Annotated in this window: 13 protein-coding genes; 5 read left to right on the forward strand and 8 right to left on the reverse strand. The window is 70.3% G+C overall.

Translation table 11 applies throughout. The features are described 5' to 3' along the window. Window positions 1-19: 19 nt before the first annotated feature. Complete coding sequence (locus ACFXJ8_RS06495; RefSeq protein WP_379642790.1) at window positions 20-814, forward strand: TIGR00730 family Rossman fold protein; 795 nt, start codon at window positions 20-22, stop codon at window positions 812-814. 11 nt (window positions 815-825) lie between these two features. Further along, window positions 826-1,413 carry a TIGR00730 family Rossman fold protein gene (locus tag ACFXJ8_RS06500; protein ID WP_379642791.1) on the forward strand — a complete coding sequence of 196 codons (588 nt, stop codon included), beginning with the start codon at window positions 826-828 and terminating at the stop codon, window positions 1,411-1,413. A 223-nt stretch (window positions 1,414-1,636) separates the two neighbouring features. Here ACFXJ8_RS06500 and ACFXJ8_RS06505 read toward each other — a convergent pair whose 3' ends face one another. After that, on the reverse strand, window positions 1,637-1,918 hold the full coding sequence (locus ACFXJ8_RS06505; protein ID WP_379642792.1) for a hypothetical protein: 282 nt from the start codon (window positions 1,916-1,918) through the stop codon (window positions 1,637-1,639). Between the two features lie 28 nt (window positions 1,919-1,946). On the opposite strand from ACFXJ8_RS06505, the gene ACFXJ8_RS06510 reads away from it, so the two are divergent. Together ACFXJ8_RS06510 and ACFXJ8_RS06515 are read left to right on the forward strand one after the other, a co-directional pair. Continuing rightward, entirely contained in the window at window positions 1,947-2,924 is a 978-nt protein-coding gene (locus ACFXJ8_RS06510) for a hypothetical protein (RefSeq protein ID WP_379642793.1), read from the forward strand. Continuing rightward, window positions 2,921-3,478, forward strand: coding sequence for a DNA-3-methyladenine glycosylase I (locus ACFXJ8_RS06515; RefSeq protein WP_379642794.1), 558 nt, complete (start codon window positions 2,921-2,923; stop codon window positions 3,476-3,478). Before ACFXJ8_RS06510 ends, ACFXJ8_RS06515 begins: the two co-directional genes overlap by 4 nt. A 51-nt stretch (window positions 3,479-3,529) precedes the next feature. Here the strand turns inward: ACFXJ8_RS06515 and ACFXJ8_RS06520 are convergent, their stop codons facing one another. Both ACFXJ8_RS06520 and ACFXJ8_RS06525 read right to left on the reverse strand, forming a co-directional pair. Next, on the reverse strand, window positions 3,530-4,453 hold the full coding sequence (locus tag ACFXJ8_RS06520) for an RNA polymerase sigma-70 factor (protein WP_379642795.1): 924 nt from the start codon (window positions 4,451-4,453) through the stop codon (window positions 3,530-3,532). After that, entirely contained in the window at window positions 4,450-5,331 is an 882-nt protein-coding gene (locus ACFXJ8_RS06525) for an NAD-dependent epimerase/dehydratase family protein (RefSeq protein ID WP_379642796.1), read from the reverse strand. The genes ACFXJ8_RS06520 and ACFXJ8_RS06525 overlap by 4 nt, the downstream gene beginning before the upstream one ends. A 469-nt stretch (window positions 5,332-5,800) precedes the next feature. On the opposite strand from ACFXJ8_RS06525, the gene ACFXJ8_RS06530 reads away from it, so the two are divergent. Further along, window positions 5,801-6,568 (forward strand): SDR family oxidoreductase, encoded by a 768-nt coding sequence (locus ACFXJ8_RS06530; RefSeq protein WP_379642797.1) that lies wholly within the window; start codon window positions 5,801-5,803, stop codon window positions 6,566-6,568. Window positions 6,569-6,860: 292 nt separating this feature from the next. On the opposite strand, the gene ACFXJ8_RS06535 is transcribed toward ACFXJ8_RS06530, so the two are convergent. From ACFXJ8_RS06535 to ACFXJ8_RS06555, 5 genes are all read right to left on the reverse strand, one after another. Continuing rightward, window positions 6,861-7,199, reverse strand: a complete 339-nt coding sequence (locus ACFXJ8_RS06535) for a hypothetical protein (RefSeq protein ID WP_379642798.1) — start codon at window positions 7,197-7,199, stop codon at window positions 6,861-6,863. A gap of 362 nt (window positions 7,200-7,561) precedes the next feature. After that, on the reverse strand, window positions 7,562-9,559 hold the full coding sequence (locus ACFXJ8_RS06540) for a DUF2264 domain-containing protein (RefSeq protein ID WP_379642799.1): 1,998 nt from the start codon (window positions 9,557-9,559) through the stop codon (window positions 7,562-7,564). A gap of 2 nt (window positions 9,560-9,561) precedes the next feature. Continuing rightward, complete coding sequence (locus ACFXJ8_RS06545; protein WP_379642800.1) at window positions 9,562-11,832, reverse strand: polysaccharide lyase 8 family protein; 2,271 nt, start codon at window positions 11,830-11,832, stop codon at window positions 9,562-9,564. Between the two features lie 374 nt (window positions 11,833-12,206). Continuing rightward, the gene (locus tag ACFXJ8_RS06550) at window positions 12,207-13,532 is read right to left on the reverse strand and encodes a M60 family metallopeptidase (protein ID WP_379642801.1); all 1,326 of its coding nucleotides are present in this window, start codon (window positions 13,530-13,532) and stop codon (window positions 12,207-12,209) included. An 85-nt stretch (window positions 13,533-13,617) separates the two neighbouring features. Beyond that, window positions 13,618-14,664, reverse strand: a complete 1,047-nt coding sequence (locus ACFXJ8_RS06555) for a LacI family DNA-binding transcriptional regulator (protein WP_379642932.1) — start codon at window positions 14,662-14,664, stop codon at window positions 13,618-13,620.

The raw sequence follows: 14,664 nt of genomic DNA on the forward strand, positions 1-14,664 counted from the left end.
GCGCGCTAGCGTGCTCCGTATGAAACGGACACGTCCCGAACGTCGTCAGGGTGCCGCGGTCGTCCGCGGTCAGCTGGTTCCCGAATCCACCCACGACCAGCGTCTTCTCGAGCGCCAGGGTCCTGCCGACTGGGTCCACATGGATCCGTGGCGGGTGCTGCGCATCCAGTCCGAGTTCGTCGAGGGTTTCGGCCAGCTGGCCGAACTGCCCACCGCGGTCACCGTGTTCGGCTCGGCCCGTACCCCCGTCGACTCCCCCGACTACCGGATGGGTGTCGAGCTGGGACGCAAACTGGCCAAGGCCGGATACGCGGTCATCACCGGCGGCGGGCCCGGCGCCATGGAGGCGGGCAACAAGGGCGCCTCGGAGGCCGGCGGCGTCTCCGTTGGGCTCGGCATCGAGCTGCCCTTCGAGCAGCGTATGAACGACTATGTTGATCTTGGCATCGAGTTTCGCTACTTCTTCGTGCGCAAGACGATGTTCGTCAAGTACTCGTGCGGGTTCATCGCGCTGCCGGGCGGGTTCGGCACGCTGGACGAGCTGTTCGAGGCGCTCACGCTGGTGCAGACGCAGAAGGTCACCTCGTTTCCCGTGGTGCTCATGGGCACGGAGTTCTGGGGCGGGCTGATCGACTGGATCAAGGGGTCGCTGCTGTCCACGGGGAAGATCGCGCCCGAGGATGTCGACCTCATCCACGTCACGGACGACGTCGACGAGGCGGTGAACATCATCGTCGAGTCGGAGAAGAACCGCTCCAAGCAGTCGGCGGAGGAGCTGGAGGCGGTCGCGAGCCAGGAAGCCGAGCCTCAATAGACTCCCATTTCGTGAACATCTGCGTTTTCTGTGCATCCAGTCAGAAGATCGACCCCAAGTACGTGGACCTCGCCACCGAGGTGGGCACCGAACTCGCGCTCAGGGGTCACACCCTGGTGAGCGGCGGCGCCACGGTCTCCTGCATGGGCGCGGTGACCAGCGCCGCCCGAGCCGCCGGCGGCCGTACCGTCGGCGTCATCCCCCAGGTGCTGGTCGACATCGAGGTCGCCGACACCGCGTCGGACGAGCTGATCGTCACCGCGGACATGCGCGAACGCAAGGGCGTCATGGACGCCCGCTCCGACGCGTTCCTGGTGCTTCCCGGGGGCATCGGGACGCTGGAGGAGCTGTTCGAGATCTGGACGGCGCGTGTGCTCGGCGTCCACGCCAAGCCGCTGGTGATCCTCGACCCCTGCGGGCTGTACGAGCCGCTGCGGTCGCTGGTGGAGCACATGTACGACGAGGGGTTCACCCGCGCGAACGTCTTCGACGCCATCTCGTGGACGAAGTCGGTGAAGGAGGCGCTCGCCCTGCTGGAGTCGCCGGGGCAGCCGCTGCAGCCGAGCGTCGAAGAACTCGGCGAATCAACGGGCGCCTGACCGCCGCCGCGCGGAGGCTCGCTTGGTTGTACGGCCTGCTGCGGGATCGCTTACGCGGACGGTTGCCGGGTCCAGCTGTTTCCCTCGCGCGGACGTCCGGCTACCGGTGTGATCCGGTTGCGGCGACACGCGCGATGCCTTCGGCTGCGCGATCCGCCGGGAAGGCGACACGCGCGAGGCCTTCGGCTGCGCGATCCGCCGGGAAGGCGGAACGCGCAGAGGGTCAGGCCAGGCCGCGGCGGGTGACGGTGGGAGCGCGGGTGCCGGCGAGGGAGTCGGTCATGTCCAGCGCGAGCCGTACCTGGTCGGCATGCTCGGTCACGAACACGCCCGCGCCCGCCCACCGAAAGACGGCGGCGGCGGCCAGGGCGGCGTCGAGCCGAGCGGGCAGCCTGACCAGCGCCGTGCCCCCGCTCCGTACGAGCTCCCGCACCTCCTCGGGGGTGCGGGCGAGCGTCCAGCCGGGTTGTTCAGGCGCGCCTGGCGACAGCACTACAGGCCTCATGTCTCGATCGTACGAGTACGATTCCAATGTGCTGGTCGTACTCGCCATCGCCGCACTGGCGATACTCGCCTGCGTCGTCGTGGTCTCCCTTGGCAAAGGCGGGGAGCTGACCGAGTTCCCGCCTGACGTTCCGCCCCTCGGCCTCCCTGAGGCCGGGCAGCTCACGGCGGTCGACTTCATGGCGCTGCAACTGCCGGTGAACCTGGTCGGCTACCACACGCAGAGCGTCGACGAGACCCTGCGCCGGGCCGCCAACGCGATCAGCGCCCGCGACACGCGGATCGCCGTGCTGGAGCAACGCGTGTCGGAACTGCTGGCCAGTCGGCTGCAGGCGCGCCAGGAGGTGTACGCAGGCCCCGCCGCCGCGCCCCGCACCGAACACCGCCCCGACGCCCCGACCATCGCACTCCCCGAAGACGACACCGCCGCGCCATCTCTTGCCGCTTCTCCCTTGACCACGCATGGGGGCGACCCGATCGCCCGTTCCGGTGGGCACGAGGATCGCCAGGACGCGTCCCCGGCCACCGAGCAGGAGGACGTGTCTCCGGGTGTCCAGCACGGCGACACGTCTCTGCCTGTCGACCACGGGGATGTGTCGCTGGATATCCACCACGAGAGTGCCGGTGCGGCTGCCCGGCTTGACGAGTTCGCCGCGGACGTTGCGCCCATCCTGCCCTCCTCCACCGACCCGAACTCCGACCCGAGCGGCACGGGCTTCGACCTGAACGACGCCGGCACCGACCGGAACGGCGCGGACGTCGATCGGAACGGCACCGGAGAAAGCGACCCCGAGACTTCCGTTTCCAAGGACCTCGACAGGCTTCGGGACGGAAACGCGGAACCCGAGAAGGTCGGCCGCTCTTGGGGTGACATCGGCTCTCCTGCAAAAAGCGACCCCCACCGGGACGGAACCGCCGACTCCGAGCAGGACCGGACCCCCGACAGTCGCAACGGCGTGGCCGGGCTTCCCGCCTCGATCGGCCAGGACAGGGAAGGGCGGTCGTGAGCGAGCTCATCCGTTGCGAGTGGACCGGCATGACCACCCCGCTCTACATCGCCTACCACGACGACGAGTGGGGTCGCCCGGTTCACGGAGACGACAGGGTGTTCGAGCGGGTGAGCCTGGAGGCGTTCCAGTCGGGGCTGTCCTGGCTGACGATTCTGCGCAAGCGGGACAACTTCCGGAAGGCGTTCGACGACTTCTCCATCCCGAAGGTCGCGGCCTACACCGAGCAGGACGTCGACCGGCTGCTCGCCGACGAGGGCATCATCCGCAACCGGGCCAAGATCGAAGCCACCATCGCCAACGCGCGGGCCGCTCTCGAGATGCCGGAGGGGTTGTCCACGGTGGTCTGGCGCCATGCCGACCCTGACTCTCCCGTTCCCAAGGCGATGAGCGACGTGCCGGCGATCACTCCGGGCTCGAAGGCGCTCGCCAAGGAGCTGAAGGGGTACGGCTTCCGCTTCGTCGGCCCCACCACCGCCTATGCGCTCATGCAGGCCATCGGGCTGGTGAACGACCACATCGAGGACTGCGTCGTCCGCGACTCGGCTCGCTGATCGGTTCGTTCGCCTGGGCTCGTGCTGGGTGTGGTCTGGGATTCGCTCTGGTCACTCCGCGGGCCGGCGGGCCTGGTTCGCCGCGCGGACGACCGCCCATGCGTCCGCGACCGGGCCCAGGTGCCGCAGCTTGTCGGGGTTGATCACCGCGCGGATCGCCTGGATCTGCCCGTCGAGGATGTCGAGCGTCAAGGTGTTGACGACCTTGCCGTCCCGGTCGCGGAAGATCGCGCCCGGCTGGCCGTTCACCTGGTGTGGTTCCACGACACCGCCGATCCGGATGAACGGTGCGACGATCGCGGCCAGCGTGCGGGCCACGTTCTCGGCCCCGAAGACGCCCTTGCCCCACTGCGGGGCCTTGCCGCCACTGTCGCCCACCATCTGCACGTCGGCGGCGAGCAGGTTGCGCAGCCCGTCGACGTCACCTTCCCGGAAGGCGTCGAAGAAGCGCTCGGCGAGTTCTTCCCGCTCTCGTCGGTCCGCCTCGAACCGGGCGCGTCCAGCGTCCATGTGGCGGCGCGCCCGTACGGCGAGCTGGCGGCACGCCGCCTCCGAGCGGCCCACCGCCGAGGCGACCTCGCCGAAGCCGAACCCGAACACCTCCCGCAGCACGAACACCGCCCGCTCGAGCGGGCTGAGCCGCTCCAGCAGCAACAGGGCCGCCATCGACACCGAGTCGGCCAGCTCCGCGGACCGCTCCGGGTCCTCGTAAGGGTCGGCCAGCAGCGGCTCGGGGAACCACCGCCCGGCATACTCCTCCCGCCGGACGCGCGCCGAGCGCAGCACGTCGATCGCGATCCGGGACACCATGGCCGACAGGAACGCCTTCACCGAGGCGGGCTGTGTCGGGGAGGCCTCGTAGCGCAGCCAGGTCTCCTGGACCGCGTCCTCGGCCTCGCTCACGCTGCCGAGAATTCGGTAGGCGATGGAGAACAGCAGTGGCCGCAGCTCCTCGAACTCCTCGGCCCGGCTCACGCCAGTCCCTCCTTGAAGCCCTGCCGCCAGTAGGGGTAGCGCAGCCGCCAGCCGAGCTCCCGCTTGGCCTTGGCGTTGGAGAAGCCGCGCCCCTCGGTCATCATCGTCACCGCCGTTCGCCCGGCCAGCGGCCGGGCCAGCCAGGTGGGGACCCGCATCGGCGGTTTCGCCCCCGCGCACGCCGCCAGGTAGGGCAGCCACTCGCGGGCCGGCGCCGGCTCGTCGTCGACGATGTTGAACACGCCCTTCGCCTTGCGCTCCACCGCCAAGACGGTGGCGCCGGCCGCGTCGTCGAGATGCACCCACGAGCTGTAGCCGCCACCGTCTCCGACGACCGGGTACTGCCGCCTGCGCACGAGCTCGACCTGATCGTCGGTGGCACCCGGCCCGTAGAACGCGCCGTACCGCAAGACCGCGCCACCGGCCTTGACGACCACATCCTCAAGGTGGCGGATCGCCTCCGCCCCCTTGCCGGTGCTGGTCGGGTCCAGCGGGTCCTGTTCGGTCTTCAACCATCCGCCCTGGCGGATGCCGTTCCAAGCGCCGTAACTCTGCGCGACGACGTGGGACACACCGGTCGCTTCGGCGGCGGCCAGCAGGTGGTCCGTCCCCTCAGTACGCAGCCGGTTGGTAGTGGCGAACCAGCGGTCGAAGTGCTTGATATCGGGCTTGCCGGAGATAGCCGTCATCTGGTGCACGATAACGTCCGGCCGGGCCTCGGCCACCGCCTCACCGACCGACACGGCATCCAGCCCGTCCATCACGACCGCCTCGGCGCCCAACCGTTCCAGCAGGCCCAACTTCGCCGCGCTCGTCGTCGTCGCCGTCACCTGGTGGTCGCGCGCCACAAGCTGCGACACCAGCCGCCGCCCCAACACCCCGCCCCCCGGCCACGAACACCCGCATGATCATCACCTTCCAGGTACCAGAACCTGCCTTCCAAACCCGAGACGAGACAGCCCGGCCTTCTGTGACATGGAGGCGCGGCTTTGCCCGATGCCCCCGGTTTCATGGAGCAGCGAGCGCTGTGCCGGACGCAGGCCGCGGCTTCAGGGACCTTGCATCAGATCCGCGTGGCCGTTCTCCCCGGGCGTGCGCTCGGGCCCGCGCCGCAGCCCTGGAATGGCGTGGTCTACCAATTGGTGCTGCTGGGCGCGAGCGTCCGATGCGAAGCTGTACCGGATCTCCGACCTCAGCCCGGATGTCTTTCCTGGTAGAGGGCCGAGGAGAGCGCCGTCATCGTCGACGACGGCCGAGCTCCGGCTCCGGTGCGTTTCCTCCCATGTCACAGAAGGCCGGGCTGTCTCGTCCAGGGGGAGACAGACTCTCTCGGACAGGAGCATGGTCATGAACGAGCACACCACACACCAGAAGGTGGCATTGATCACTGGGGCGAACAAGGGGATCGGCCGCGCGACCGCCGAGCAGTTGGCCGCGCTGGGCATGACGGTTCTGATCGGCGCCAGAGACTCGCGGCGCGGTGAGGAGGCCGCCGCGGCGGTGCGCGCAGCGGGCGGCGACGCGCACGCGGTCATCCTGGACGTCACTGACCCGGCCACCGTTCAGGAGACCGCGCGGTGGGTCGAGGAGCGCTTCGGCCACCTTGACGTGCTGGTCAACAACGCCGGCATCACCGGTTCCGGGCAGGTCTCGCCCCAAGACGCTCGCGATCAGGTCCCGAGCTCCGTCGACCTGGACATGGTCCGGGCGGTGTTCGAGACCAACGTCTTCGGGGTGATCGCACTGACCAATGCCCTGCTCCCGCTGCTACGGCGGTCGCCGGCGCCGCGCATCGTCAACGTCAGCAGCGCCGCCGGGTCGCTGACCATCAACAGCATTCCGGACGGCCCGCTGGCGGGGCTGCCGACGTCGGCCGCGTACTCGCCCTCCAAGACGGCGCTGAACGCGCTGACCGTGCAGTACGCCAATGAGCTGCGCAAGGACGGCATCCTGGTCAACGCCGCCGACCCCGGCTTCGTCGACACAGACATCAACAACCACACCGGGTACCTCACCACCGCACAGGGCGCCGCTGTCGTGGTGCGCCTGGCCACCCTCGGCGCGGACGGACCGACCGGTGGGTTCTTCAGCGAGGGCGGCCCGGTGCCCTGGTAACGGCCAGGTGAGCAGGCCGGCTGGTGCGGTGTCCACGAACCTTCGCCGGGTCGGTGGGGGTCGTCAACCTTGGCACCCCCGAGCCCGACGCCGATGCACGTTGGTGGACACCGCACCAGGTGGCCGGCCCAGCCTGGATCTGCCGAGGTCGGCCGCCAAGCTCGGCAGCGTCCGCGGGCGGGGATGGCGTTGGCCCCTTCCCGACGCATGACGGCCGTTCACCTAGGTCGCGCAGGGCGCATTGGGGGCATTTCTGACTGCACTCGACTCGCTCCCGACGTTTCTGGCCGGTCTAGTGTCCGGTGTTGGCGGCCCAGGCCTTGATCGCTGCCCCCTGGGCGGCGAGGGCATCGGCGAGTTCTTGGGCCTGCGCGAGCGCATCGGCTCGCGCGCGATCTGCGACCGCCCGGGTATCCACCTGGCCCTCCGCGAGCGCATCCGCTCGTACCTGCTCGACCATCGCTCGCAGATCAGCCTGACCCTGCGCGGCGGCGGCCCGTCGCTCGGCCGCTGTCGCGTTGACGGCCGCCTGCTCGCAGGCTTCCGTTGCTGTGGTCATCGCGTGATCTGCGTCCGACCGAGCCTCCTCCATGCGGGCGTCGACCACATGGGGCAGCGTTGCGTGTGACATTTCGTTCCCCTTTTCGCTTCTCTGTCGCACGACGTCTCGGGGCTGTGGTTTCGGTGCCTCGTACGTCCGGCGTGTAGTCAGACAATGGCTGCCGCCGCTGACACCGCTCTGATGGCGCGTTAACACAGGCTCTCAGCGCCTGCCAGATTGTCGGGCATGGCGGCTGGTCAGATCCGGCTAGGGGATCCGGTGGGGTTGAGCGGGAGGATCAGGCGAGTTGGTGGGCCTCGCGGGGTGTGGGGTTCGGTGGTTGGGGGCGGTGGGTTACGTGGGTTCTGTGGTGTGTGAGGGGCGCGGGAGTTTGTGGGGCCTCACGCGGTGACGGGCCGGTGGGCTTGTGAATCTGGCCGCTGTTGAGGGGGTCAGGTGGGTCGAGCAGGTTGGGTGGGCGGAGCGGGGTGGGGCAAGGGGTGGGTGTGGTGGTCGCCGTCGGGGAAGGCGATCGTGATCGTTTCGGGTGACACGTCGACCGTGATGGCGTCGCGGAGGGCGGAGGGGTGGACGGCGTCGCCCGACAGCACGACGAGCGAGACATGGATGCCAGGCGTGTCCGCGTGCAGGCAGGGAACCGCTGAGTGTGGTCCGAAGGCGTTCGACTCGACGTCGCGGGACACACTCGCATGCTGCCAGCCGTACAGGCCGATGATCGCTGAGGTGAGCCCGTCTGTACGGCGGGCCAGCGCCCACCCGGGGCCGGTGACGGCGGCGGGTGGCGAGGCGTCGGAGACGGCGTAGCCGCCTTCTCGCACCGTCGTGCCGGGCACGGAGGGAGAGGTCGGCTCGACGGCCGCGGGTTCGAGGGGCGTGGAGCCGCCTTCTCGCACCGTCGTGCTGGGCACGAGGGGAGAGGTCGGCTCGACGGCTGCGGGGGAGTGTTCGGGGGGCGTGGCGATCTCGTGGATGCGGATTTCCCAGGGGCCGCGGACGATCGAGGTTGTGGTGATGCGGGTGCCGTCGGGGGTCTCCGAGTAGGACGAGGCGGTGCGGTCGGCGCAGGTCAGGGGGTGGATGGCGCCGCGGGGGGATGGGCTGCCGCCGGGGGAGAGCAGGGCGAGGTGGTTGTCGACGTTCCTGGTCCAGGCGTGTTCGGCGGATTCGGGAGCGGTGCGGGTGGAGTAGGCGAGCTTGGCGTAGTGGGGATCGTCGGGTGGCGCGCCGTGATCGCTGCCATGGTTGACCAGGCGGACGATGCCGTCGTGGCGGGTGCCGTGGAGGAGCAGGCCGGTGGTGGGAATGGCCACGGTGAGGTCGTGCTCGTCGATGGTGAGCATCTGTTCGCGAGAGGTCCACACCGGGTGGTCAGGTGGGAGCAGCAGCCCGAGCAGGCCCTTGGACGCCCAGTACGGCGAGGCGGGCCCCGAGTACGCCTGGGTGGTGGGCAGGAAGGTGTCGTACCAGCCCAGGGAGAGCAGCCCGCGCCGGTCGGGGACGCCGCGTTCGGCGAAGTGGCGGGCGACGGACGAGGCGAGTTTCCTGGTCTGGCCGGGGGCGAGCGGGGTGGCGTCGACCAGGGCGCCGAGCCAGACGGGGGCGAGCGAGGCGAAGCGGTAGCAGAGGGAACGGCCCTGGTGGATGGGAGCGCCGTCGGAGCCGAAGAAATGCTGATACGTGGTGAGGAATTCGCTCAGGCGGCCGCGGTAGAGCTTGGCGCGATCGGTGTCGCCCGACATGCGTGTCCACAGCAGGGGATACAGGTGGAGCGCCCAGCCGCCGTAGTAGTCGAAGTTGCGGGTGCCGCCGTCGGTGTACCAGCCGTCGCCGACGTACCAGTCTTCGATCCGCTCGAGGCCTCTGTCGATCTCGTCCTGTTCGTACGGCCCGCCGACCGACTTCACGAACTCCTCGCTGACGGTCTGGAACAGCATCCAGTTGTTGTCCCACGTGCGCTTCCCGACGAACCCGCTCAGCCAGGTGACGACCCGTTCGCGCACGTCGGAGGGGAGTTGGTCCCACAGCCACGGTCGCGACTCGTGCAGCCCCACCGCGATGGAGGCGGCCTCGACCATCTGCTGGGAGCAGTCGGTCAGCGTGGGCCACGCCTCGCCACTCGCGGGGTCGGTGCCGCTGGCCAGGCCGGTGGCGTAGCGTTCGATCAGCGCGGGCTCGACCTGGCCGCGCGCGCCCGCGATGCGGAACGCGGCGGCGAGGAACGTGCGGGCGAACCCCTCCAAACCGTCGAGCGCTACCCCCGACCAACTGGCTCGACCCGGGAGCCGGTACTGGGCGAAACCCGGCGACGCGTACGGCACGACCGAGTCGAGCAGGTGGTCGGTCAGCGTCTCCCAGTGGGCACGCGTCCAGCCGGTGCGCGGCGAGAGCAGCCGGTCGGTAGGCGGCAGGGACAGGTATGGAGGGGTCATGGCTAACCTTCTCGATGGCGGCCGACGGTGAGCTCGGCCGTGTGGGTATGGCCGCGTGATCCGGCCAGGGTGACGGTGATCGTGGGGTTCTTGCCCGGTCGCACGGTCACCGTGTCGTCGGCGCTGGTCACACCGTGGGCTGGGTGGTCGAGGGTGAGCGTGACGGTGTCGACCGTGCGGCTGGGGTCGGAGACGGCCACCGAGACGCGGTCGCCTGCCCGCCGTACGAGGACGGCGCAGGGAGCCGAAGCGGTGACGCCGCCGGCCGCGCCCGCCGCCCAGAAGGTGGCGGCGAACAGCCGGTCCTTGCCCTGCTTGGTCGAGATCGCCTGGACCTCGGCGGTGTTGGCGAGGATCTCGACGCCTGAGTAGGCGGCGGTCTGCGCGGCCGTCGCGCCGGGGAGCAGGACGTAGGCGTAGCTCGCTCCCGACGGGTTGGCGCCGTGGTCGAACCAGAGCGTGACGTACTCCCGCGACACAGGACCGCCGGTGCCGCCGGTGTCGCCGCCGTCGTTGATCGCCCTCCAGGTGTCGGTGCGGACCTCGCGCAACGTGCGCAGCGGCGCGCCGCCGGGGAAGACGTAGCCGCCCATGCCCTCCAGGTGAGCCCAGGACGCGGTGGACGACGCCTCGCTGCCCTGCCGGAGGACGCCGTCGACGGTCAACGCCCCGGAGGTGCCGCGATTGTCGACGATGGTCTCGATCGCCCTGCCGTCGGTGCTGGTGATGCCCGCGCCCAGGCAGACCACCGCGTCGTCGAGGCACACCCAGCTCTTCCTGGCGGTGAGCGTGGTGCCCATGGCCATGAGCTCGAGGCTCGCCACGCCGTACCCGCCCAGAACGGCGCCCCCGGCCCACGCGTTGGCCGGGCGGAAGGCGCCGGTGCCGCTCACGGAGACCGCAGGATCGCGCGGCCGAGTGTCGACCGTGGTGCCGGGCAACCGGTAGGAGTTGACGGTCGGCCAGTAGTCGGCGCTGTAGTGGTCGAGGTCGGTGTAGAGGTAGGTGACGCCGTCGCCTTGGTACCAGGCCCGGTAGTTTTCGCCGTTGCCGCACTCGTAGCCGGCGATCCGCTTGGAGTCGAGGCTGAGGGCGAACGACCAGTGGGGACGGCGGTGCGCGACGCGGTCCATGTCGGCGAACACGTGATGGCCGACCGGGCGGGGCGCGGCGGTGAGCGCGGGGTCGTCGAGAACGGCGCGTGCCCGTGCCGTGGCCGCGATGCCCGCGCCCTCGACGAACCTGCCCCTGCTGATCCAGCCCTTGGCCAGCGCCTTGAACCTGGCCGCGTACGGCTCGGGCGCGCCGGTCGCGAGCTGGAGCACCGCGTCGACCGTGGCACGCCCGGCGTCGTGGTCGCGGTTGGCGGCGCGGGAGACCGCCCTGCCCCTGACGCTGTCCATCATGAGGCCGTCGTGGATCCACGGCGCGAACGTCCGCTCGACGGCGTCGAGGATCACCGCCCTCCTGGGGTCGGTGACCTCCCAGCTCGATCCGCCGAGCAGGCCGAGCACGGCGCTGACCGACTGGAGCAGCACGACGCCGTAGGAGCCGGTGTAGGCGACGATGTCGTGCTGCACGAACGAGCCGTCGGCGTAGAAGCCGTCGCGGGAGGTGACGTAGCCGAAGAGGGTGTTGCGCCCCGCGTCGCGGATGTCGGACAGCCCGTCGCGGGCCAGCGCGGCCTTGGCGGCGTCGTCGCCGACGATTCCGCGCAGGGCGACGATGAGCGCCTTGTCGGCCCTGTTGGCGCCGGTTTCGGAGAAGTTGGTGAGGTTGGTTCGGCGGTCGGGGTTGGGACAGAAGCGGTCGATCGCCCGGATCCACGCGGCGCGCTGCTCGGGGGTGATGACGTCGTACATCAGCAGGCACGTGTCGATCAGGGCTCTGGGGGCGCCGATCTCCCAGTGCCACCAGTTGCCGACTTCTCGCTTCGTCTCGTTGTAGGCGCGGGTGTAGAGGAAGTCGAGGGCGCTGAGGAGGTCGGTCGTGAGCTGGGTGTCGTGGTGGAGCTTCGAGCCGGGGGTCGCCCAGGCGGCGGCGAGGGTGCGCAGGCGCTGGTGGCTGCTGGAGATGTCGCCCGAGGCGCCCTTGAGGGGGAGGTCGGGCCAGAGGGAGGCACGGCCGGGCGAGAGGTCGAGGGTGTCACGGAGGGTGGCGGCCGAGGCGTCGAGCCGCGCGAGGGGCGCCGCGAAGGCGGGGTCGGCGGGGTCGAAGGGGGCGCCGGTGAGCATCGCGGTGGCCTTGGCGCGGAGGGTGGCGAACTCGGTCACGCCGGAAGTCTGGCTGATCGGGGTCGGGGTGGTGGAGACCGAGCGCGGTTCTGTGGAAAACGTGGGACCGGCTCCTGGGGCTGTGGACAACGGGCCTTGAGGGAGGAGGAACGCGGCGAGCCCGCCGGCGAGCCCGAGGAAGCCCCGCCGATCCGTGCCGGAGGTGGTGCCCGCCACCGTGAGGGTGGGCGGCTGGGCTGAGGTGGGGGCTGACGTGGGGATGGGTGCTCGGGCTCGCGTCGGATCACCCGGTTCGGCGGGGCCGTGGGTCGGTGGTTGCTGGTCCAGGGTGGGGGTGGGCGGTCGGGTCGAGGTGTGGGTTTGGGATGGCGTGGGGACCGGTGGCGGGGAAGAGGGGTGCATGGGCGGGGTTCCTACTCCGTCAGGGTGCTCGGGTCGACGTCGGGCGCGGGCAGCCCCAGGGCGGCCACCTGCGCCAGGTACTCGGGAGGCACCGGCGCCCCCCACCGCGTCCAGAACCCGCTCAGATCCCGTCCAGCCGTCCGCGACGTGTACAGCGCCAGGTACCCCCACCGCTTGGCCGTCTCCGTCCACTCCGACGCGGGCCGTTCCTCGCGCACCAGCCGATGCAACCGCGGCCAGAAGTCGTCCCCGAAGGCCAGTTCCAACTGCCGGAACGGCACCAGCTTCTCGTAGGCGCCGAAGGCGAAAGTCGGGCTGGGAAGCTTCGGCAGCGCGCTCTGGTACGGCGTCAGCCCCGTCTTCGCGTCCGGTTTGGTGAGGTTCGACGGCTGCCCGAGCGTCCGCTGCGCGGCCAGCGAGTAGATGTTGACCGTGACCTCCGTGAGGTCGGTCGGCTTGTAGGCCATCTGCTGGTGCTGGTGTCCGAGCTCGTGGTACACGCCCCATCCCCTGGTCCGCAGCCCCTCCACGGTGAGCAGCCGGTCGAGGTAGGTGCGCGGGTAGGCGGTCCAGCCGTGGGTGGCGTACGCGCCCGCCCCTGTCGGCATCCGCGGCGCCTCCACCAGGTGGAACGACAGCGGGCTGCGCTCGTGCGCGCTGAGTCCGGCGATCGCCGCGTGCGAGGAGATGATCGTCTCGAGGAGGGTGAGCAGCCCGTGGTGATCCTGCTCGCGCCAGGCGAGCATGCCGTCCCTGGTCACGGTGACGATCCCGTACGGCGAGACCAGCTCGACCTGGGGCGCGGCGGTCAGCGTGTCGAGCTGTGACTGGAAGGCCGACTCGCTCGTCTCGCCCATCATGAAGGTCGGCACCGGCGTCCCGCCCTGGAGGAACTTCACCTTCGCCTTCTGCCCGGCGCCGATCAGCGACAGGTAGACCATGCCGCCGCCGGGGTCGGTGATCGTGTTGACGCCCGAGGTCAGCGGGTAGGCGCGCGGGTTCTTGTAGGTGACGTCGGCGTGGGTGTCGGGGGCGCCCACGTGCAGGGTGGGCAGCAGGCCGTCCCGCGCGTCGACCTGGACGGTCAGCGGGCTCGCCGCGGGCAGGTAGACGCCGCTGGGGTGGAAGTTCGTGGTCCCGAGGGCCTGCTGGAGCCGCAGCCGCTCGCTCTCCGCGCTGGGCCGGGCCCGCAATACCAAGGTACGGCGGGCCGAAGCGGCACCTCGGGCCGAGGCGGGGGCGGAGGCGGAGGCGTAGGCGGCGGAGGAGCCGAGCAGGACGGCGCCGGCACTGGCCGCGCCGAGGAAGCCGCGACGCGAAAGGGGGGTGGTCGTCATGACCGCAGCATGTAAGCGCTTTCTATCGCGAGTCAAGGCCCTGAGAATCTTTCTACGTCTTTCTATGCTGCTCAGCGCCAGAAGCTCAGTAAGCGCTTGCTACAGTCCCGCGCACCACGACCGTGGTCCCGACCCGCGTGGACGTCTGCACGGGCGCCAGGTAGTCGCCCTCGTCCGCCACGCCCAGCGCCAGCCGTACGGCCTGCCGCCCCATCTCCTCCAGCGGGATCCGCACGGTCGTCAGCTGCGGGCGCAGCTCCTGAGCCACCGGCACGTCGTCGTAGCCGACGACGGACATCTGCCCGGGCACGGACACGCCCGCCTGCTCCAGCGCCTGCATGACCCCGGCCGCGACGGTGTCGTTGGCCGCGAAGACGGCGGTGAAGTCGAGCCGTTCGGCCAGCAGCTCCCTGATCTTGTTGTAGCCGAACCTGCGGCTGAAGTCCCCGGTGTGCACCAGCTCCTTGGCCTGCGGCAGCCCGCGCATCTCCAGCGCCCTGCGATGCCCGGCCAGGCGGGCGATCGTCGTGGACAGCGAGGAGAGCCCACCGAGGAACAGGATCCTGCGGTGCCCCTGCATGATCAGGTAGTCGGTGATCGCGAAGGCGCCGCCCTCGTTGTCGTACTCCACGACCTTGGTCGGCACGTCGTCGCCCAGCGAGGGCCGCCCGCACAGCACCAGCGTCGAGCCGGCGGCGTGCAGCGCGCGGGCCCTGCGGCCGACCTCGGCCGCGTAGGCGCGGTCCTCGTGTGCCCCGCCGACCAGGACGACCGCGTCGGCGCGCTGTTCGTGCAGCAGGTCGATGAAGGCGAGCTCCTGCTTGTGGCTGCCCTGCGTGCAGCACACCATGCACAGCCGGCCGTGCCTGGTCGCCTCGCGTTCGACGCCTCTGGCGATGTAGGCGTAGAACGGGGCGACCACGTCGTCGATGATGATCCCGACGGTCCTGTTGGTGGCTCCGGCCAGCGCTCTGGCGTGGGCGTTGGCGACGTAGCCAAGCTCGGCGATGGCCGCCTCGACCCGCTCCCTCGTGGACGTCGCGACCGGGTAGTTGCGGTTGATCACCCTGGAGACGGTCGCGCTGGAGACGCCGGCCCGTCTGGCCACGTCGGCGATGGTCGCCGAGCTCAT

Origin of the sequence: Nonomuraea sp. NPDC059194 (genome assembly GCF_042754765.1) — a bacterium.
Classification (GTDB): Bacteria; Actinomycetota; Actinomycetes; order Streptosporangiales; family Streptosporangiaceae; genus Nonomuraea.